General features: G+C 67.9%; 17 protein-coding genes. 11 read left to right on the forward strand and 6 right to left on the reverse strand.

The features are described from left to right. Positions 1-78 precede the first annotated feature (78 nt). From B0F77_RS47780 to B0F77_RS09390, 4 genes are read left to right on the forward strand one after another with little or no spacing between them, the layout of a single operon-like run. A complete protein-coding gene (locus B0F77_RS47780) occupies positions 79-240 on the forward strand; it encodes a hypothetical protein (protein WP_158102653.1) in 162 nt (53 codons plus the stop codon). Between the two features lie 56 nt (positions 241-296). Beyond that, positions 297-1,226 (forward strand): MauE/DoxX family redox-associated membrane protein, encoded by a 930-nt coding sequence (locus B0F77_RS09380; RefSeq protein ID WP_086662403.1) that lies wholly within the window; start codon positions 297-299, stop codon positions 1,224-1,226. Beyond that, positions 1,223-3,004: an ABC transporter ATP-binding protein gene (locus B0F77_RS09385; RefSeq protein WP_086662404.1), complete on the forward strand. Its 1,782-nt coding sequence runs from the start codon at positions 1,223-1,225 to the stop codon at positions 3,002-3,004. Before B0F77_RS09380 ends, B0F77_RS09385 begins: the two co-directional genes overlap by 4 nt. Further along, positions 3,004-3,336 (forward strand): S26 family signal peptidase, encoded by a 333-nt coding sequence (locus B0F77_RS09390; RefSeq protein WP_086662405.1) that lies wholly within the window; start codon positions 3,004-3,006, stop codon positions 3,334-3,336. The genes B0F77_RS09385 and B0F77_RS09390 overlap by 1 nt, the downstream gene beginning before the upstream one ends. Here the strand turns inward: B0F77_RS09390 and B0F77_RS09395 are convergent. After that, entirely contained in the window at positions 3,268-3,570 is a 303-nt protein-coding gene (locus tag B0F77_RS09395; RefSeq protein WP_086662406.1) for a helix-turn-helix domain-containing protein, read from the reverse strand. The two genes, B0F77_RS09390 and B0F77_RS09395, sit on opposite strands and share 69 nt — an antisense overlap. A 52-nt stretch (positions 3,571-3,622) precedes the next feature. Here B0F77_RS09395 and B0F77_RS47785 point away from each other — a divergent pair, with 52 nt between their 5' ends. From B0F77_RS47785 to B0F77_RS09410, 4 genes are all read left to right on the forward strand, one after another. Then, positions 3,623-3,760, forward strand: coding sequence for a hypothetical protein (locus B0F77_RS47785; RefSeq protein ID WP_158102654.1), 138 nt, complete (start codon positions 3,623-3,625; stop codon positions 3,758-3,760). A gap of 132 nt (positions 3,761-3,892) precedes the next feature. Next, positions 3,893-7,099: an NACHT domain-containing protein gene (locus B0F77_RS09400; protein WP_086662407.1), complete on the forward strand. Its 3,207-nt coding sequence runs from the start codon at positions 3,893-3,895 to the stop codon at positions 7,097-7,099. Positions 7,100-7,130: 31 nt separating this feature from the next. Beyond that, on the forward strand, positions 7,131-10,382 hold the full coding sequence (locus B0F77_RS09405; protein WP_086662408.1) for an NACHT domain-containing protein: 3,252 nt from the start codon (positions 7,131-7,133) through the stop codon (positions 10,380-10,382). Continuing rightward, positions 10,382-11,722 carry a serine/threonine-protein kinase gene (locus tag B0F77_RS09410; protein WP_086662409.1) on the forward strand — a complete coding sequence of 447 codons (1,341 nt, stop codon included), beginning with the start codon at positions 10,382-10,384 and terminating at the stop codon, positions 11,720-11,722. The genes B0F77_RS09405 and B0F77_RS09410 overlap by 1 nt, the downstream gene beginning before the upstream one ends. Here B0F77_RS09410 and map read toward each other — a convergent pair. Together map and B0F77_RS09420 are read right to left on the reverse strand one after the other, a co-directional pair. Continuing rightward, positions 11,719-12,540 (reverse strand): type I methionyl aminopeptidase, encoded by an 822-nt coding sequence (map, locus tag B0F77_RS09415; protein WP_086662410.1) that lies wholly within the window; start codon positions 12,538-12,540, stop codon positions 11,719-11,721. The two genes, B0F77_RS09410 and map, sit on opposite strands and share 4 nt — an antisense overlap. A 72-nt stretch (positions 12,541-12,612) precedes the next feature. Further along, positions 12,613-14,037 (reverse strand): hypothetical protein, encoded by a 1,425-nt coding sequence (locus B0F77_RS09420; protein WP_143466651.1) that lies wholly within the window; start codon positions 14,035-14,037, stop codon positions 12,613-12,615. A 150-nt stretch (positions 14,038-14,187) separates the two neighbouring features. Between B0F77_RS09420 and B0F77_RS09425 the strand changes: the two genes are divergently transcribed. Beyond that, the gene (locus tag B0F77_RS09425) at positions 14,188-14,742 is read left to right on the forward strand and encodes an EF-hand domain-containing protein (RefSeq protein ID WP_158102655.1); all 555 of its coding nucleotides are present in this window, start codon (positions 14,188-14,190) and stop codon (positions 14,740-14,742) included. Between the two features lie 22 nt (positions 14,743-14,764). On the opposite strand, the gene B0F77_RS09430 is transcribed toward B0F77_RS09425, so the two are convergent. Next, positions 14,765-16,306, reverse strand: coding sequence for a tannase/feruloyl esterase family alpha/beta hydrolase (locus tag B0F77_RS09430; protein ID WP_086662413.1), 1,542 nt, complete (start codon positions 16,304-16,306; stop codon positions 14,765-14,767). A 118-nt stretch (positions 16,307-16,424) separates the two neighbouring features. Between B0F77_RS09430 and B0F77_RS09435 the strand changes: the two genes are divergently transcribed. Together B0F77_RS09435 and B0F77_RS09440 are read left to right on the forward strand one after the other, a co-directional pair. Next, on the forward strand, positions 16,425-17,993 hold the full coding sequence (locus B0F77_RS09435) for a serine/threonine-protein kinase (protein ID WP_086662414.1): 1,569 nt from the start codon (positions 16,425-16,427) through the stop codon (positions 17,991-17,993). 36 nt (positions 17,994-18,029) lie between these two features. Then, on the forward strand, positions 18,030-18,500 hold the full coding sequence (locus tag B0F77_RS09440) for a cupin domain-containing protein (protein WP_086662415.1): 471 nt from the start codon (positions 18,030-18,032) through the stop codon (positions 18,498-18,500). Here B0F77_RS09440 and B0F77_RS09445 read toward each other — a convergent pair. Further along, on the reverse strand, positions 18,497-18,694 hold the full coding sequence (locus B0F77_RS09445; RefSeq protein WP_086662416.1) for a ferredoxin: 198 nt from the start codon (positions 18,692-18,694) through the stop codon (positions 18,497-18,499). The genes B0F77_RS09440 and B0F77_RS09445 overlap by 4 nt on opposite strands. After that, a complete protein-coding gene (locus tag B0F77_RS09450; protein WP_086662417.1) occupies positions 18,691-19,905 on the reverse strand; it encodes a cytochrome P450 in 1,215 nt (404 codons plus the stop codon). The genes B0F77_RS09445 and B0F77_RS09450 overlap by 4 nt, the downstream gene beginning before the upstream one ends. Positions 19,906-19,913: the final 8 nt, after the last annotated feature.

Below are 19,913 nucleotides of genomic sequence, written 5' to 3' on the forward strand. Positions count from 1 at the left end.
CCGACTCGTCTTCCGTTCCCGGCCGCGGCGAGCGAGCGTGGGCGGTGTTCATGGTGATCAACTGGGAGGAGCGGACCCGTGAAGCGATTCGCGAAGCTGGCCGGCGAGCGGCTTGTCGGACTCGTGCTGCCGAAGATCGACGCCGGTGCCTGCGTGCCGGAGCACGGGCAGTGTTGCAAGAAGGGCTACCGCTTCAACTGCAACGGCATCTGCTCGTCGGCGAGCAGCACCTGTAAGTGACACAACGGGGTGCCGGCGAGCGCGCGTCGCCGGCACCCCGCACTTGGAGGCCTGACGTGGTCGATCTGTTCGCACGGGTGTTGCTCGCGGTGGTGTTCCTCGCGGCGTTCGTGGGCAAAGTGCGTACCAACGAAGGATTTGCGGAGTTCCGGGACTCGGTCGCGGCCATCGTGCCGCGGTTGCCCGCCCGGCTGGTCGCCTGTGTGGTTCTCGCGGGCGAGGCTGTTGCCGTTGTGCTGCTTGCGGTTCCAGGGACGAGGCTCGGGTACGCGGCCGCGATCGGGCTGCTCGCGGTGTTCTGCGGCGGGATCCTGCTGGGCATGCAGAGCCGGGAGCCGGTGCGTTGCCGGTGTTTCGGTGCGGGCGGCGATGTGCTGGGGCCCAAGCATCTTGTTCGCAACGGGGCGTTGATCGCCGTTGCTGTCGCCGGCGCGTTCGTCACGACGCCCGCCTCTTGGGAGGAACCGTTGACCCTGCTCACGATTGCGGTTGTGCTGCTCGCCGTTGTGGTGGCGTTGCACGTGCTGTTCACGTACGGGCTGGTGGCCAGGGTCCGGGAACTGCAGGAGAACTCACGACCGCCGCGCAACACGAACCTGCCGCAACCCGGCATGGTGATCCGTCCGTTCGAGGTCGTCGACACCAACGGGATCGCGTTCACCGAGACTGATCTCGACGGGCCGGTGCAGGTCGGGTTCTTCTCGGTGGGGTGCGGCCCGTGCCGGACGCTCACCGACGCGCTGCTGGCCGATCCGCCGAAGGACCGGTTCGTGTCCATTGTGGACGGAGATCTGAGTGATCCCGACGCGACGGCACGGCTGGCCGAGAAGGTCAGCGGGCTGGGGCGGGTCGTGGTGGTCGAGACCGACGATCCGGTGTTGTCCGCGTTCGAGGTCATGGCGTTTCCGACGTTGGTGCACACGCACGGCGGTGTGGTCACCGCGGCCGGGATCAAGCTCGCCGACATGCCGGCGCCGGTGGCATGATCCGGAACGCCGTGGCGGCGCTGGCGTTGCCGTTCCGGGCGGCGCCGGTGGTCGCCGGTCTCACGCTGGTGTTGACGGTGCTGGCCGGTGCGGCGCCGGCAAGTGGTGCCTGGCTGACGATGTTGCTGGTCGACGAACTCACGTCGGGCTCGGCGACACCGGGCAGGGCGGCGTTTCTCGCGGTCGCGTCGGCGCTGGTCGGCGGGCTGGCGATCGCGATGTTGTACCTCTGCGGGTATCTCGGGGAGGTGGTGCGGCAACAGGTCGCGCTCACCGTCGAGAGCAGGTTGTTCCGGCGCGTCGCCACGCTGCCGGGGTTGCGGCACATCGAGGATCCCGCGTTCCACGACCGGTTGCGGCTGGCCGAGCAGGCGGCGCAGGAGGCGCCGGGCACGATCTCGCAGTTCACGCAGGAGTTGGTCCGGTCCGTCGTGCTGCTGGCCAGTTTCACCGGCGCGCTGCTGGTGGTGTGGCCGCCGATGACGTTGCTGCTGCTCGCGTCGGTGGTGACGGCGGTGTTCGCGCGGCTGGCGACGGCGCGGCGTGAGGCGGCGACCGAGGAAGCGTGGGTGGCGACGGATCGGCGGCGGCTGTTCTACCGGGCGTTGCTCACGGATGTGCGGGCGGCCAAGGAGATTCGGCTGTTCGGGCTCGGAGAGTTGTTGCACGGCAGGATGGTCGGCTCGTTGGCGACGGTCAGCGGGGCGCGGCTCACGGCACAGCGCAGGGGCACGGTGGTGCAGAGCGCGCTGGCGTTGCTCGGGGCTGTCGTGGCCGGGGCCGGCACGGTCGTGGTGGCGCTCAACGTGGCCGCCGGACGGTCGTCGGTCGGTGATCTCGTGTTGTTCCTCGGGGCGGTGGCCGGGGTGCAGACCGGCCTGTCCGGCGTGGTGCTGCAACTCGGCGAGGCCGGGCGCGCGGTGCGGTTGTTCGGGCACTACCTCGACGTCATCGGCACCCAGGACGACCTTCCCCCAGGCACGCGCACACCGTCGCACGGAACGATCGAGCTGCGGGACGTCTGGTTCCGGTACGCGGAGGACGGGCCGTGGGTGTTGCGCGGGGTGAACCTGACCATTCCGGCGGGTGCGGCCGTGGGACTGGTCGGGGTCAACGGCGCGGGCAAGAGCACGCTGGTGAAGCTGTTGTGCCGCTTCTACGACCCGCAGCGGGGCTCGATCACGTGGGACGGCGTGGACGTCCGCGACCTGGACGTGTCGTTGCTGCGGGCACGGATCGGCGTGGTGTTCCAGGAGTTCATGGCCTACGACCTGACCGCGGCGGAGAACATCGGCATCGGGCAGACGCGCGACCTGGGCAACCGGGCGCGGGTCGTCGCCGCGGCCGAGACCGCGCGCATCGCCGACACCATCAACGCCCTGCCGGACGGGTTCGACACCGTGTTGTCGCGGACACACGCCGACGAGGAACGGACGGGCGTCACGTTGTCCGGCGGGCAGTGGCAGCGGGTGGCCCTGGCGCGGTGCCTGATGCGCACCGACGCCGAGTTGATGATCCTCGACGAGCCGACGTCCGGGCTGGACGCCGAAGGGGAACAACGGGTCCACGACACGCTGCGGCGGCACGCGGAGGGCAGGACCCGGCTGCTGATCTCCCACCGGATGGCGGCGCTGCGAGGTGCCGATCTCATCGTGACGCTGGCCGGCGGGCGGATCGCCGAGCAGGGCAGCCACGACGAGCTGATGGACGCCGGCGGCGAGTACGCGCGCCTGTTCCGGTTGCAGGCGGGCGGCTACCAGGATGCGAGGGTCAGCTGATGTGGATCAGGGTCACGGTGCGCGGCAACAGCATGTCGCCGACGTTGCACGACGGCCAGAAGCTGGTGGCCCGCATGCGCCTGCGGGCACCGCGCCGCCGTGAGGTGATCGTGTTCCGGGTGCCGGACCCCGAACTACCTCATCGGATCAAGAGGGTGGCGGCCGTCGCCGGGGATCCGCTGCCGGACTGGCTCGCCCCGACGTTGCCCGGCGTCGTGCTGGTGCCGGCCGGATTCGTCGCGGTGGTGGGGGACAACCCGCGTTCACAGGACTCCCGTCAGCTTGGCCTGATCGACTGCCGAGACATCGTCGGCACGGTTCGTGCTGGTTGAGTTGCGCCTGCACGCTGCCACCCAGCGCAAACGCCAGCGCACGGTGTCCCCGCCGCAGGCCTTCGCGATGGCCAGCACCGTGTCGAGCTTGGGAAAACGGCGACCGGTCAACGCGTCGTGCAACGTGCTGCGGGCACACCCGGTGCGGCGTGCCAGTTCGCGATAGGACATGCCGACCAGCAGACGCAACTCGTCCAGGTCGACGCCGAGCTCTGTCCTGCACCCTGTGGTCATTCAGCCTCCCCGTGTCGTCGGTCCTCCGTTCCTCTCCTCTTCAGCCCACTGCATGGTTACCGGAGCGAGACCAAGTTCGCCACCATGCTCCGAGCGACTGGGCCCCGGCCTGAACCACGTGGCGTTCGCGCACCTCGGCCCGTCGACCGGCCTGCTCGTCGAGCTGGTGGACCTCGGCAAGCGCGCTTGAGTTTCGACGGGTGGTTGCTGTCGCTGCGGCGATGGCGACCACCTGTTGAACTCATGGGCAATTCGTATGTGTGTTGCGACATTCAGGTGATCGTTTTCGGCAAACGCATCCTGGTGCGGAATCATGTCGCGGATGCGTTCTGAGTTCAGCTACCGCGAAGCAGCCGAACTGTTCGGTAGCGACTGCGGTCTCAGCGCGCTGATCGACCGGGTTTCCGCGTCAGGCGTCCCTGTCCTGTGCGGCCTCGAACTGCTCGCCGCCCACACCGAGATCAGCGTTGCGGGGGAACGGCTGATCCTCGACCTTCCGAGGCGACTCGCGGGACTCCGGCGGATCGACCGGACCAGGTTGCTGGTGGCGGCCCACAGCGTCATCGTGACCACTGCCTTCTTCCAGGCTCTTGGCGAGATGTCTCTCCCGGTCAACGTCGACAAGCTGAGGCTGACCAAGTCCGACCAGGCGCTGATCCTGCTGGCGGAGCGCATGGGCCCCACCGCCAACCAGAATCTGCTGGACATCTTGAGCTCACGGCCGGTGACTCCTCGAGCTGACATGCGCGCCGATGCGCTGTTCGGCTATTGGGAAAGCCAGTACAGCGTGTATGAGGTGTGTCTCCGCCAATTTCTCCGGTCGCTGGCCGCGTGGGAGCGACTGAGCGAGTTGCGGAAGGCGAAGTTCACCGAAGAAGCCTCCGAGAAACTACCGCGTCGCGCTCGTGCGCGATACCAGCGTCTGTACAAGGACCTTGCCCGCGGTTGTCCGGAATTCTCGGTGTGGTCGACCGCGGACGAGTCTCCCGTTGTCCGGTCGAGCCTGGGCGGGCTGCGTGCCACGTTGACGACCATGACGTCGGGGGAGTCTCCGGACTCGCGCAGGGAAGGGCTGGCGAGGACGTACGACGCGGCGCTGGACCGGCCGCTGGTCGAGACCGGAGACCTGCCGCGCGATCTCGTCGTGCCGCGGTTGCGCGAGGCGTACGTCGCATCCCTGTACAAGGTGCAGAGGGTCGCAAAAGACGACGACATCAGCCTCGACTCGTGGTGGTGCGACGTCCCGCTACGAGGTGACATCCAGGACTACCTGGCCGGCTACTTCACGTCCGCGCAGGCCGTGGTCGCTCCGCTGGTCGTGCTGGGGCAACCGGGTTCCGGCAAGTCGGTGCTCACCAAGATGCTCGCCGCGTTGCTGCCGCCGAGCGACTTCCTCCCCGTCCGAGTCGTGCTGCGCGACGTCAAGGCGGAGGCGGATCTGCAGGAACAGATCGAGTACGCGATCAAGGACGCGACCGGGGAACGACTCGAGTGGGTCGAACTCGCGCGGTCGGCGGGCAAAGCCGTTCCCGTGGTCATGCTCGACGGGTTCGACGAGCTCCTCCAAGCCACCGGCGTGAGCAGGTCCGACTACCTCATGAAGATCCGCGACTTCCAGCGCAGGGAACTCGACCAGGGCCGGGCCGTCGTCGTCGTGGTCACCAGCCGCACCGCGGTGGCGAACCGCGCCCGTCTGCCCGCAGACACGATGGCACTGCGCCTGGAACCGTTCGGAGACGCGCAGATCACCAGCTGGCTCGAAGTCTGGAACAAAGCGAACGCCGAGTACTTCGGCAAGAAGAAGATCCAGGAGCTGGAACCGGCGCGGGTGCTGCGGAACAAGGCACACAGAGCGTTGGCAGGGCAGCCGTTGCTGCTGTTCATGCTGGCGCTGTTCGACCTCGACGGAAACGCGCTGGGGTCGTCCGAGAAGCAGGAACTCGGCCGGGCCGAGCTGTACGAGGCGTTGCTCCGCAGGTTCGCGCGCCGGGAGGTGGTCAAGACAGGTGCACACCTGCCGGACGACGCGATCGACCGACAAGTCGAGCAGGAGCTGGTGCGCCTTTCGGTCGTGGCCTTCGCGATGTTCAACCGCGGCGCGCAGTGGGTCACCGAGGACGACCTGAACCAGGATCTCGGTGGGTTGTTCGGCGACAAGACCACGCACGCTGAAGCGGACATGCGCGCACGTCTCACCGCCGCACAGCTCGTGCTTGGCCGATTCTTCTTCGTGCATCAGGCATTTGCCACTCGCGACGACACCACGTTGCACACCTACGAGTTCCTGCACGCGACGTTCGGTGAGTACCTGGTGGCACGGTTCGTGCACCGAGTGCTCGTGAAGATGGTCCAGGAGGACCTGGTGTCGTCCGGGGCGCTGCTCGGGGCGTCCGACACCAACGACGGACTGTTGCACGCGCTGCTGTCCTTCTCGCCGTTGACAACGCGCGGAGCGGTGCTCGGGTTCTTCAGCGAGCTCGCCACCGACTTCGGCGGGCACACCCCGCGAGAGTTGCTCGTCAGGCTGCTCGCCGCGGCGCAGTACCCGCGCTCGAACGCCAGCTACCCGCGCTACGAGCCGCGGCCGATGACGTTGTGCGGACGGATCGCCGCGTACAGCGTGAACCTCGTACTGCTGCTGGTCGTCATCGAGGGCCAGCTTCGGTCGGAGGACGTCGCCGACTGGACCGGGCTCACCTACCTGTGGCGTTCGCAGCTCAACCCAGAGGAGTGGACCAGCCTCGTGACCACGCTCGGGATCAGTCGAACCGGCCCCGGCGCGCATTTCCTCGTTGGGTTGGACGGGATGGAACTCGGTCCGGACAGCCTGGACTGGTCGCTCGCGGGACAGCTCCTTCCGGACGGTGTCCACGCCGTCGGGGAAAGCATGTTCCACGGTTCGTCGTCCCAGGACGTGCTGACGCACGCGTTGCTGCCGGTGGTGACGTCGATGAACCTCGCCGTCTCGTCGACCACGTCCGTCGATGACGGCCTCGCCTCGCCGGCCCACCTCCTGCTGCGCGCGTGGACGGCGGCAGAGCGCGACCTCGACAAGCGGACCGCCGCGTATCGCGCGTGTCTGTCCGCTGGCCGCGTGGAAAGGCTTTACTGGGTGTTGTTGCTGGAGATGGCTTCTCGGGACCAGGACGTGCCGAGCGAGGTGCTCCGCGACCTGTTGGAGAAAGGTGTCTCCGAAGGTGTTCCGGTAGGATCGCTGCTCGACATCGCGTTGTTGCTGTTGCAGCGCAACGAGTACGAGCTGGTGGCATTCGGAGCGATCGACCAGGTGCTCGCCGACTGGGACGAAAGCCTTGCGCTGCCCGCGACGCGGACACTCGCGCGGCTGATCGAACTGGGCCTCGAACGCGAAGCCCGCACCAAGGTGCGTCGGTTCGTCAACGCGGTGGCGTTCCTCAACGCGCAGGTCGATCTCGCCGAGATCGCCGAGGCGGATCGGGGGCTCTACCGCAGGCTCGAACTGGCGATGGAGTCGATCGGACTCGCCCAGAACGTGCGGTGGCCCGCCTAGGGCGTCCGGGCGGAGCGGAAGGAACATTTCGTTGAGATCAAACCAGGTCCTGACCTTCCGGGGCGCTGTCCGGCTGCTCGGGCAGACCGAGGAGCCGATCCTCAGGGAGCTGGACGAGCTGCTCGGCGGCCTGATCTCCGGCGTCATGCCGATCAACGAGTTCGCCGCAGCCTGGGCGATAGTTCGCCCGAGGAGCAACGCCGCGCGATTGTTGCGCGGTCTGGTGAACGGTGCCGCGAAACGGATCGCGTCAGCCGGCGGTGTCGAACGGTACGAGCTGATCGCCGCCGCGCACACCGTGATCGTGGTCGCCTCCTCGTTCGAGGCGTACCAGAAAGTGGTCGGCAAGGCGGTGGGCCAGATTCTGGCGCTGAGCAGGCAGGAGACCGAGGCCCTGGCGGCCGGTGGTCCGAAGAAGGGCGCGGATCTCCTGATCACCGCGTTGACGGTGAGGGAGTGCCCCTTGCCGCAGGCGCACGAAGGGCTCCTCGACCAGAGCACGCTCTCGGACTGTCAGGATGAGCTGTTCGCTTTGACACACACCTTCGTCCGGAACCTCGACGCTTGGCAGCGTTCGGCGAACAAGGCCAATCGCCCCAAGGACTTCACGCCCAGAACGACCGCCGCGGCGGCTCGCGTCTACCACGACTGGTTCCTCGACCTGGCCGACGAGGTCCCGGAGTTCTTCGTGTGGTCGGCTTCGGCCGGTCAGGGCAACGACCGGGCCGGCGCGCAGGTCACCCACGGCGAGCTGGCCGCGGCGTTGCGGGCCGAACGGGAGTCGCTCGGGCGGCTGGAAGAGGTCCTCACCCACCTGTCGACCGCGTTCCGCAGCCAGCCGGAGCGCAACCGGACGATCGTCGCCGACGCCAACCGTGCCGTGCTCGCCGAGACCATCGTGCCGGGCGGAGCCGTCGACCAGTTCCCCGACGTGGTCTTTCCCACCGTCGAGCGGATCTACCAGAGCCCGGTGTTCCGGGTGGCGATGGCGGGCGGTGGTGCGCCGGGCGACGAGAACTGGTGGCAGACGAAACCGGAGCGGGAGAGCCTGGACCTGTTCTTCGCCTCGTTCCTGGCATCGCCGGAGAGCGTGTCCACACCGTTGCTGTTGCTGGGGCATCCCGGTGCGGGAAAGTCGATGCTCACCAAGGTGCTGGCGGCCAGGTTGCCTGCCTCCGCTTACACGGCCGTGCGGGTGCCACTGCGGCGCGTCGATGCGGAAGCACCTGTGTACGAACAGATTCAGCAGGCGCTCGACCTCGTGACGAACCGGCGGGTCAAGTGGGCGGATCTGGCGGATGAAGGTGACACGACCAGAGTCGTCTTCCTCGACGGTCTCGACGAGCTGCTGCAGGCGTCCACTCACAGTCGTACGTCCTATCTGCAGCAGGTCGCGGAGTTCCAGCGTCAGGAGATGTACCAGCGACGGCCGGTCGCGTTCGTGGTCACGTCGCGGACGGTGGTGGCGGAACGGGTTCGCATCGCTCACGACACTCCCGTGGTGAAGCTGGAGGAGTTCACCGACGCGCAGATCGGTGGCTGGCTCAGGATCTGGCGCGACCACAACCACGAGAACATCAAGAAGCGCCGGGTCGGAGAAGTCGCGCTGACCGTGGCGTTGAAGCATCGCGCGCTCGCGTGCCAGCCCCTTCTGCTGATGATGCTGGCGATCTACGCGGCCGACCCGAAAGCTCCGAAGCTGGGTACGAAACTGTCGAACGCGGTCTTCTACAACAGGATCCTGGACAGCTTCGTCCGGCGTGAGGTCGAGAAGGAGGACCAGGCCAGGGGCGCCGCCGACGAGATCTCGGAACTGGTCGAGGACCAGCTGTGGCGGCTCGGCATCGCCGGTTTCGCGATGTTCAACAGGGACCGCCAGGACATCACCGATCACGAGCTCGGCCTCGACATCCTCGCGCTCACCAGCAGTCCCGACGTGAAACCGACGCACATCCGCCCGGCGAAGGTGGGGCAGGAGACGATCGGGAAGTTCTTCTTCGTCTACACCGCCGAAGCGGATGGTCACCGCGAACAGGACGTCCAACGCGCGTACGAGTTCCTGCACGCCACGTTCGGCGAGTACCTCGTGGCGCACTACAGCGTGAAGGTCCTGAGCGAGGTGGCGGACCACTCGCGGCAGGCCCGGCGTGGTGGCCGGGAGTACGACGACGACCTGCTCTTCGCCCTGCTCTCCCATCAGAGCCTGGCGACCCGCCGATCCACGCTGAACTTCGTGGTCGACTTGTTCGCACGCTTTCCCGACAGTTCGAAGCAGTCGTGCGCGCACGCCCTGGTGACGTTGTTCCAGCACTACCGGAACCGGGCCAGCACACCCTCGTACGACACCTATCAGCCGCTTCCCGCGGACCACGTGCGCAAGCTCGCCGCGTACTCGTCCAACATCGTCCTGATGCTGACGCTGCTCAATCCACATGAAGGGGTGGATCTGGAGGCGCTGGCACCGTCAGGACAGGCCGATCGGCGGTGGTGGGCTTCGACGGTCGAGCTCTGGCGATCCGGGTTGGAGCAGAGCGGCTGGGAGTCGCTGTGCCGTGCCCTGGACGTGAACGAGTCCGGACGGGTCGTGCCGCGCGTCCGCCCGTTGCTCTCCGGCGGGCTGGAGATCGGGTTTCAGCAGCTGCGCCTGAACGATCGCGACCTTGCGCGGTACCAGTGGGGAATGGCCGCCGAGGGCTGGGCCAACGTTCCTGGCACCGGATCGGTCCACTCGGACCTGCTGGCGGGGTTGATCTACGAGTTGCACGAGGACAATCGTGTGTCGTTCGCGGCGCGGGAGATGTTCGTGGCCGCGGTGTCCGGTTTAGGGGGTGATGACGGCGATTACCTGACCGATCCGAGGTTGGCGTCGTACCTCTGCGATTTTCTCGCCAAGCGCGGTGCGGAACTGGAGTACAAGGAGGTCCGCGCGCTGGCGACCTTGGCCGTCCGGCACGCGGCGCCGGGTCAGGACCTGTCCGGGCTCGCCCCCGCGGTCGCGGCGCACCCCGCGCTGCTCGTGAAGATTCCCGAGCTCGCCAGCCCGGAGCGGTACGGTCTGGAAGCGACGCTGCCGTTGTACGCAGCGGAGTCGGCTTCACTTCAGGACGCGGTGCGGGCACTGCAGAAGCTGCGGAGTGAGATCGAGCAGCGCCACGGCATCCAGAACTGGTTCTCGTCGCGGGACGGATTCCTGATCGTGGTGCGGAAGATGTTCCGGATCTCCCACGCCGTCGACCGCAGGCGCAGGCGAGGTCGTGAACCGAAGAGGGAGGCTGACCTCTGATGATCACCCGCTTCACCGACAACGCCGGTGCGGAGTGGAGTTTCGACGAACTTGCCCGGATCGGTGACGGGGGCGCCACGGGGGAGGTGTTCGCCGGCTCCGGTGCGGACGGCACCGCGGTGGCCGTCAAAAGGGTGCGGTTGCTGCATCGCGCCGAGAAGCACGAGAGGCAGCGCGGCCGGGAGGTGGAGATCGTCGAACGGCTGGTTCAGGCCGCCCGGTCAGGCGGCGACACCGGCAATCTGGTGCTGCCCATCGGTTACTGCTTCCGGGATGACGACCTGCTGATCGTCATGCCGCTCGCGGAGGAGTCGTTGGCCAAGGCGTTGACGCGGGGTGCTTTCGGCATCGACGCGGGAGTCGACGCGGTGCGGCAGGTCGCGCTCGGACTGGTGCAGCTCGCGGCGCTGAGCATCGCACACCGCGATCTCAAGCCCGCCAACGTGCTCAGGTTCGGCACGACGTGGAAGATCACCGACTTCGGGCTGTCCAGGGACCTGGCGGAGGCCACCGGGACGTACACGCTCGCCGGCCTGGGAACCGTTCCCTACATGGCGCCTGAGCTGTGGGAGAACCCGTTGTCGTGGAGTGCGAAGACGGACCTGTACGCGTTGGGGGTGCTGGCTTTCGAGGTCCTCATGGGCAGCCGTCCGTTCAACGGGCCGCTGGAACGCGACTTCAAGCGTCAGCACCTGCACGAAGCCCCGCCCGCACTGACCGGCGTCCCGTCCCGGATCGGCAGGCTCGTCGTCCGTCTGCTGCAGAAGGAACCGGTGCACCGCCACCAGGACGCCAGGGCCGTGTGCGAGGTGCTCGACAGGTATGTCGAAGGTGTCCGGCGCGAGCAGGACCCGTTGGTGGACGCCGCGTACGCCGCCGAGCGGCGTCTGCTGGAAGAGCAGGCCGCGGGGTCGGCCACCGAGGCGGACGTGGCGCGGAAGGCCGACCTGCGCCGCCAGGCTTCGTCGGACCTGGACGACGTGCTCGCGGACGCCTACGACGACCTGCTGGAGGCGCTTCCCGATCTGCGGATCGACAACGCGGCGCGGGAGGTGGTGATCGGCGGCCTCCGGATCGTGTTCGAGACCCGTGAGCCGTTGCACCTGTCCGACCGCGACGACGACCGCAAAGCGGTGCTGCTCGGCGTGGTCCGGCGCGGTTCGGTGCAACGTTCAGCCGCCACCGTGTACGCCAACCTGAGCTACGGGCAGCGCGAAGACGGCCGGTTGGGCTGGACCTTCACCTGGCCGGACCCGCTCGAGTTCGAACGGCGGCCGCTCGACGCGGCAGCCGTTCTCGACATCGTCAGGTCCGCGGCGGAGAAGTACGCCGGGATCTAACGCTCCGACGACGCCGGCTCACCCGGTGACTGAACGCCCTTGGCGAGTTCCGACTTGCGGCGGGTCAGCACCAGCGGCCCGTCCTCGGTGATCGCGACGGAGTGCTCGGAGTGGGCGGTGCGCGAGCCGTCGGCGGACCGCAGCGTCCAGCCGTCCTCGTCGAAGATGATCTGGTCGGTCGTGGCCGCGAGCCACGGCTCGATGGCGATCGTCAGGCCGGGCTTGAGCTTCATGCCGTGCCCGCGCCTGCCGTTGTTCGACACGTGCGGCGCCTCGTGCATGGTGCGCCCGAGCCCGTGCCCGCCGAACTCGAGGTTGGGCGTGTAGCCGTACTCGGTGGCGACCTCGCCGATGGCCGCGGAGATGTCGCCGAGCTTGTTGCCGACCTGCGCCACCTCGATCGCCGCCGCCAGCGCCACCTCGGTGGCCCGGATCAGGTGCACGTCCTCGTCGCGAGGCGTCCCGACGATGACCGACACCGCCGAGTCGGCCACCCAGCCGTCGATGCTGACGGCGATGTCCATGGTCAGCAGGTCGCTGTCCCGCAACACGTAGCTCTTCGGCAGGCCGTGCAGCACCGCGTCGTTGACCGACAGGCAGATGACGTTGCGGAACGGTCCCCGGCCGAACGACGGCGAGTAGTCCCAGTAGCAGGACTCGGCGCCGCGCGTCTCGAGCATGCGGCGCGCGTGGTGTTCGAGGTCGAGCAGGTTGACGCCGACGGCGGCCACGGAGGAGAGCTCGTCGAGCACCTCCGCGATGAACTGGCCGGTGACGTGCATGCGCTCGATCTCGGCTGGGGACTTGAGTTCGATCAACGTGATCCTCCGTACGACGGTGTGCCGGTATAACTATACCGGCACACCGTCGTAACGCAGACTGGGCATCGTTCAGCCGTCCGTGCTGTCCGTGCTGTCCGTGTCGCCGGTCGTAGCCGGAAGGTTCGCCTGGCCCTCGAGATCCTTGGTCTGCAGAATCCAGAACAGGGCGAACTCCACGATCAGGCCGGCCTCGACGTAGAAGATCGCGACCGGCCACTTGTAGATGAAGTGGAGCACCGCGGCGGCGAGCAGGGTGATCGTCATGGCGACGGCCACCGCCAGGTACTTCTTGTCGTCGCTCCGGCTCAAATGGTTGCTCCAGACGACTCCGATGATGCAGGCGAACAGCCCGAACGCCGCGATCCCGTGAGCCATGTCCCTGGAGTTCTCGTGGCAGCACGCGAACCAGACGAGTGCGACGGCCTCCGCGCACAGGCCTGTTCTGAGTCGGATCAACTCGTGCTTCCAGGCGGCCTGGGCCTCGGTGCCGTCAGCTGAGGGCTTGGCCCGGTATCGCGACCAGAGCGCCAGGAACGTGGCGCCGAACGCCACGACCAGCAGTGGAAAAACGTTGTACTGCACGACTTCCAGACGGATGTCGTCGGACTTGATGATTCCGGATTTGATGATGCTCGTCGCGCATCTGTCGTCGCCGGGAGCGGTCGGTACGAAGGCGACGATGAACGCCATGAAGCCGGCGATGTCGAGGAGGATGTTCTCGATGTAGGTCGTGCCCTGGTAGACGATGAGGCAGATGCCCACCGCGATCAGCGTGCCCACGAACATCGGCTGCAGGGCTGTGTAGTAATAGGCGCTGATGGATCCACGTATGCACCAGTGCAGCGAGATGGTCCTCACCAGCAGCGCTCCGAGGAGCAGGATCACGAGTGCCGCAAGGGCTGCTCGAAGTGAGGTGTAGGTGCGGTCGATGCTGTCCTTGTTCTGGTACTTCTCGTTGGTGGCCGTTCGTTTCTTCAGGAACCGGTGGGCAGTCAGCAGCACCGGGGCGAGAATCGCGATGGCGAAGAAGGTGAATTTGCCGATGCCCAACCACCACGCCGTGCCCAGGACTGTTTCCAGTGACTTGGTGCGGTTGAGCCAGGACAGGATCGTGAGATCTTCGAAGAGATCGCACACAAAGGCGAAGACAGGTGCCGTCAGCAGGGCGAACCGCAAGCGAGTCCGCTCTCCCGGGCCCTCGACCTTCCAGGTCAGGGCTGTGATGTTCGCGAGCAGCAGCGTAAGTCCGTAGGCACTCATGAAGACGAAGTCGCGGTGCTGAAACAACCGATATGCCTGGCGCTGCTCGTCTGTGAAGTGGTCCAGCGTCTCCGTGGCCGCGGCCACGTCGAAGGCGACCTTCGTCTCGATCACCGACTCCATCACGGAGCCGACCCACAAGCCGGCGCCGAGGGATATCAGAAAAAGAACGCCCACGCTGACGGGCAGTGGCTGAAATATTTTCGCTTTCATGTCTGCGGCCTCCTGTCGCACGGCCGGCGCATGTCCTCTTCGGCTGCGCTTGACCGTGGATTCGCAGGCACTTCGAGCGTCGTTATGGCCGTGACGAAATCGTTGCGCGACATCACCCGAGTAGGCGACGTGGTTTGCGCTCTCCAGGCGGGATCAGCACAGTGCCTGGTCATGAAGCAGGTGCTGCAGCACAGGATCGACTCCACGTTCGCCCACTACGACGTCAACGGCAACGGCGTCATCGAGCTCGCGGACATTTACGCGCTGGCCAACCGCCTGCTGCGGGCGTTCGGCGAGCCGGCGTCCTCGGAGCGGGGCCGGGACCTGGTGGAGGCGTACGACCGGTTCTGGGAGATGCTGGTCGACCACTGCGACGCCGACCGCGACGGCAAGATCGGGCCGGAGGAGTACCGCGACGCCATGATCGAGGCGTTCGTCGACCACGGGCCGTTCGACGCGGAGTTCCTGGAGGTCGTGCAGTCGTTGCTGGACATCGCGGACACGAACGGCGACGGGCGGGTCGACGCGGCCGAGTTCGGGGTGCTGCTGCGGGCGCGCGGGCTTGGTGAGGAGGAGTGCGGGCTGGCGTTCGCGCACCTCGACACCGACGGTGACGGTGCGATCAGCGTGCACGAATACGTTGCGGCCGTGCGGGACTACTACACGAACCCGGCCGAGGACACGCCCGGCAGCTGGCTGTACCCGAAGGCGTTGCAGCACAGCTGACGGGCGTGTCGCGCGGCTCGCGTCAGCGGACGCAGCGGTAGCTCGAAGCCGCCTTCGGGTCGCCGTGGGTGTAGCGGGAGACCTGCGGGTACGGGCAGAGGTCGCGCTGGGTGTCCGCCGTCGCCGCCGCGAGCGTGCTGGGCGCCTTGCCCTTCTCGACCCAGTCGACCAACGCGCCGAGCGGGTTCGTGGGCTGCGGGCCGTTGCCGCCGAGGCAGTGGTCGACGCCGGGAGCCGTGAACAGGCGGTAGAAGTCGTTGACGTACCCCATCCGCCGCTCGACCTGGTCGCGGTAGCCGAGCGTGCCGCCGGGCGGGATCAGCTGGTCGTTGGTGCCGACGAACGTGATCAGCTTGCCGCCCGAGCGCCGGAACGCGGACAGGTCGGGGTTCGAGGTGCCGATGACGTCGTCGAACTCGCGCACCGACTGGCGGAACAGGTCCCGGTACTGCTGGTAGGTGAGCTTCGAGGTGTCGAAACCGGGCTGCTTCAACAGAAAGCTCTGCACCCACTGGGCCGCGACCGGGAAGCCGGGGCCGGGGAAACCGGGCAGCGTGCCCGCGAGCCAGATCGGGTCGGCGCCCTTCGGCAGGCCTGGCCAGAGGCTGCGGCCGCGTTCGTCGGTGGGGCCGTCCCAGATCTTGCGCATCACGTCGGCGTCGGCCTTCGTGACGACGACTTCGTTGCCCTCGCACAGGATCTTCGTGCCGATCAGCTGCCGCGGGTCGTAGCCGCAGCGGTCCGGACGGTCGACGATGTTGTTGGTGACACCGTCGTTGGCGTCGCAGGCCTCGATCGCGGCCTTGCGGAACGCGTCGAGCACGCAGTTGCCGACGACGTGCCCGTCCTGGTTCTGCACGATCTGCGGCCACAGGGTCGCGACGGCGAACTGGGACCACTTCACGGCGGGCGCGTTGGCGAGGATGCCGTCGTAGTCGTCCGGGAACCGTTGCGCCTCGGCGTAACCCTGCCGGCCGCCGGTCGAGCAGCCGTTCCAGTACGAGTAGCTGACCGAGCGCTGATAGTGCTTGCGCACCAAGGACTTCGCGATGGCGGCCGACTCGTGCACCGAGCGGGTCGCGAAGTTGGTCAGCAGCGTCTGGTCCAGCTCGCCGCTGCGCACCGCCCAGCTGGTGTCGAGTCCGGACAGCACACCGGCGTCGGTGGTGACGGCGGTGTATCCGTCCTTGACGGCCTGGACCAGCGGGGCACCGGTGTCACCGGCGGCGTACGCGCTGCCGCCCACGCCCTGCAGCCGGCCGGACCAGCCGGTCTCGGGGAGCGCGACGACGACCTTGACGTGGTCGTCCGCGTGCGTGAGCGTCACGGTGATCTCGCAGTACGCCGGGACGTCGTGGATCGGCGGTGGTGCGGAGAGCGGGGTCTGCGGGAACTCGACGGTGCCGCCGGGACGCCGCACGGCGTCCACGGACTCGATCCTGGCGCCGGCCGGGGCGGAGATCGTTCGGGGAGCACAGGCCGGGGTGCTCGCGGAGGCCGGCGCGAGTGGCGCCAGACCGGTCAGGAGCAGCGTTGTGGCCAACAGCTTTGTCAGTCGTCTCACGCGGGCGACGCTAGGTTCGCGGGTCTCCTGCTCGCGCCCGTCACGCGACGCTACCGGTGTACGTCATCTCACCGGACCGGGTGACGGCGGCGGGTGATCGGCTGCGAGACTTCCGCGCATGCGTGAGGTGGGCAACGGGCGCTACCGGCTGGTCCGCGAGCTGGGCAGGGGCGGCATGGGAGCCGTGTGGCTCGGCAAGGACGGCGTGCTCGGCCGCGACGTGGCGGTCAAGGAACTTCTGCTGCCCGGCAACGTTCCGGCCGGCGAACGGGCCGTGTACCAGGAACGGGTGCTGCGCGAGGCGCGGATCGCGAGCCAGCTCGCCGACCCGGCGGTGGTCACCGTGTACGACCTCATCTCCGAGGACGACCAGACGTTCATCGTGATGGAGCTGATCAACGCTCCCACCCTGGAGGAGTGCGTCGACCAGGACGGCCCGCTGCGCGTTCGTGAGGCGGCGGTGCTGGCGTCACAGCTGCTGGGCGCGCTGGAGGCGGCGCATTCGTCCGGCGTCGTGCACCGGGATGTGAAGCCGGGCAACGTGATGGTGCCGGCGAGGGGGACCGCGAAGCTCACCGACTTCGGCATCGCCCAGTCGCTGGACGATCCCCGCCTGACCGCGACCGGCACGTTGATCGGCTCGCCCGCGTACATGTCGCCCGAACGGCTCGCGGGCGGCCCCGCCATGCCCGCCTGGGACCTGTGGGCGTTGGGGGCGACGCTGTTCTACGCCGTGGAGGGGCGTGGGGCGTTCGACCGGCCCACCACCTCGGCGACGATTCTCGCGGTGATGAGCGAACGGCCGGTGCCGCGCGTGGCCGGGCCGTTGGGTGAGCTGATCACCGGGCTGCTGGAACCCGATCCGGCGCGGCGGCTGGGCGTGGAGCAGGCGCACCGGTTGATCGAGCGGGCACTTGCGGGCGGGGAACCGCAACTGACCGGTCCGGTGTTCGACGGACGGCCCACCGTGGCCGTGCCGACGCCGGGGTTCGGGAGCGCTCCGTCGCAGAGCGGGCCGATCTCGTCCGGGCCGGTCAAGATCGGCCAGTTCGTCAGCGCCCCGCCCGTCCCCGTGCCGCCGCGCCGGAAGCGTTCGATCGGCCTGTTCCTGTCGGCCACGCTGACCCCGCTGGTCCTGGTCGGCGCACTGGTCCTGTTGTACTTCACCGTGTTCAAGCCGTGGTTCCACGCGATCGGCCTGACCGACGTCCCCGACAACACCCCTGTCAGCACCCCCGCGATGCAGCCGGTGCTGACCGCGGGCCCGGACGGCGACCTGAAGCACACCGCGTTCATGGGCATGCCGAACGCCTGCCTGACCTGGATGCCGGTGAAGGACGCTCCGAAGATCGAGAGCAAGGACCGCGTCGGCTGCTACAAGGAGCACGACGTCGAGCTGATGGACACCGTCCTCGCCAACGCCGAGCTGGAGAAGGACGTGCCGTATCCCGGCGCCGAGGAGCTGACGAAGATCGGCGGCAAGGGCTGCACGCGCACGTTCCTGTCGTCCGAGGTGAACGGCCAGGACAAGGAGAAGACGCTGCGGTACTGGGTGGTCATCCCGACGGCGGAGGCGTGGAAGATGAGGACCACCGACAGCGGATACCGCACCTCGGACCGGATGATCTACTGCTTCGTGGGCAAGGCGGACGGCTCCAAGCTGGTCGAACCGCTGATGAAGAAGTAGCTGTCACAATTTCGCGCCCGGCCGTGTCTACCAGGTATGTCCTATCCAGAGAAGATCTACCACGGTGAGGGCGGCGAGGTCAGCGCCACCTTCCGCCCCGCGAACACGCCGATCGACACCGGTGAGCCCGGCAACGGCATCCACTACCTGGCCACGACCGAGACCACGCGCGGCGAGTTCGGGCTGTATCGGGTCGCCATGAAACCCAGGGCGGGCGGCCCGAGCACGCACTTCCACCGCACCATCTCGGAGTCGTTCTTCATCCTCGACGGCACTTTGCGCCTGTTCAACGGCGACAAGTGGGTCGACGCGGAGGCGGGCGACTTCCTGCACGTGCCGCAGGGCGGGTTGCACGCCTTCCGCAACGACTCCGACGCACCGGTCGACATGTTGCTGCTGTTCACGCCCGGCGCACCGCGTGAGGAGTACTTCGAGATGGTGGCCAAGGTCGCGGAAGGCGACTTGGACGCCTTCCGCGACAAGCACGACTCGTACTTCGTGGACTAGTTTTCCTCGACGACGATGGCCGAGGCCGGGCAGACGGCCGCCGCGTGCCGGACGTCAGCCAGCCGTTCCGGCGGCGGGCTGGCGTCCAGCAGCGCCACCAGGCCGTCGTCGTCGTTCTGGTCGAACACGTCGTCCGCGGCCAGCACGCACTGCCCGGCGCCGACGCACTTGCCCTGGTCCACCACGACCTTCATGCCGACCTCCAGGTGACGGGCAGCTCGGCGACGCCACCGGTGAGCGTCGCGCGGACCTCCAGCTGGTCGAGGTCCTTGGCCAGTCGGAGTGTGGGCAGGCGGCGGGCCAGGGCGGCGAACACCACGCGCAGCTCGGTGCGGGCCAGCGAGGCGCCGATGCAGAAGTGCGCGCCGTGGCCGAAGCCGAGGTGTGTCCTTTCCGGACGGTCGGGGTTGAACTCCTCGGCGTCGCCGTACACCTCCACGTCGCGGTTGGCCGCGTTGATCGAGAGGACCACCGCGTCGCCCGCCTGGATCGTCACGCCCGCGATGTCGACGTCCTCCTTCGCGTACCGCAGCAGGCCGAGGTCGCCGGGCGCGCCGAGGCGCATGACCTCCTCCACGACCGCGTCCACCCGGCCGTCCGGGTCGGCGACGAGGGCTTCCCAGCGCGAACGGTCGGTGAGCAGGAACAGCACGCCGAGGCCGATGCGGTTGACGGTGGTCTCGTGGCCCGCGAACAGCAGGCCGACGCAGAGCCGGACCATCTCCTCGTAGTTGAACGCCGGGTCCTCGCTCTGGGCGCGGACCAGGTCGGAGATCACGTCCTCACCGAGCTGCCCGCGCTTGCCCTCGACGAGCCCCACCATGTAGCGGAAGAACTCCTCGCGGGCCTGGTGCGCCTCCTCGCCGATCTCGGTGCCGGCCATGCGTTCGGACAGCGACGCGAACTTCTCGTTGTCCTCCTCCGGCACCCCGAGCAGCCGGCAGATCATGGCCACCGGCAACGGGAACGCGAGCCCGCGGTGCAGGTCGACCACGCCGGTGGTCTCGTGTTCGGCGACGAGCCGGTCCAGGTAGCCGTCGACCAGCTCCTCCATGTTCTCGCCCAGCATCCGCATCCGCTTGGCGGAGAACGCGGGCGTCAGCAGGCGGCGCATCCGGGTGTGGTCGGCTTCCTCGGTCGCGTACTCGCCGGACGGGCCGTCCAGCACGGCCGCGGTCGTGATGCGCGAGGCCTTCTCCGGTTCCGGGTGGGAACGGCCGAACCGCTTGTCACCCAGCAGGAGGCGGACCTCCTCGAACCGGGTCACGAGCCAGGCGGGATCACCGGCGGGCGTGGTGACGGGAGCGATCGGTGCTTCGCGGCGCAGGACCTCGTAGAGCGGGGCGAGCTCGAGGATGTTCGGCCTGGTGAACGGCAGTCGAAGGCGTTCGGTGGCAGTGCTCATGACTCGAC

It is taken from the genome of Lentzea kentuckyensis, assembly GCF_002150765.1.
Classification (GTDB): Bacteria; Actinomycetota; Actinomycetes; order Mycobacteriales; family Pseudonocardiaceae; genus Lentzea; species Lentzea kentuckyensis.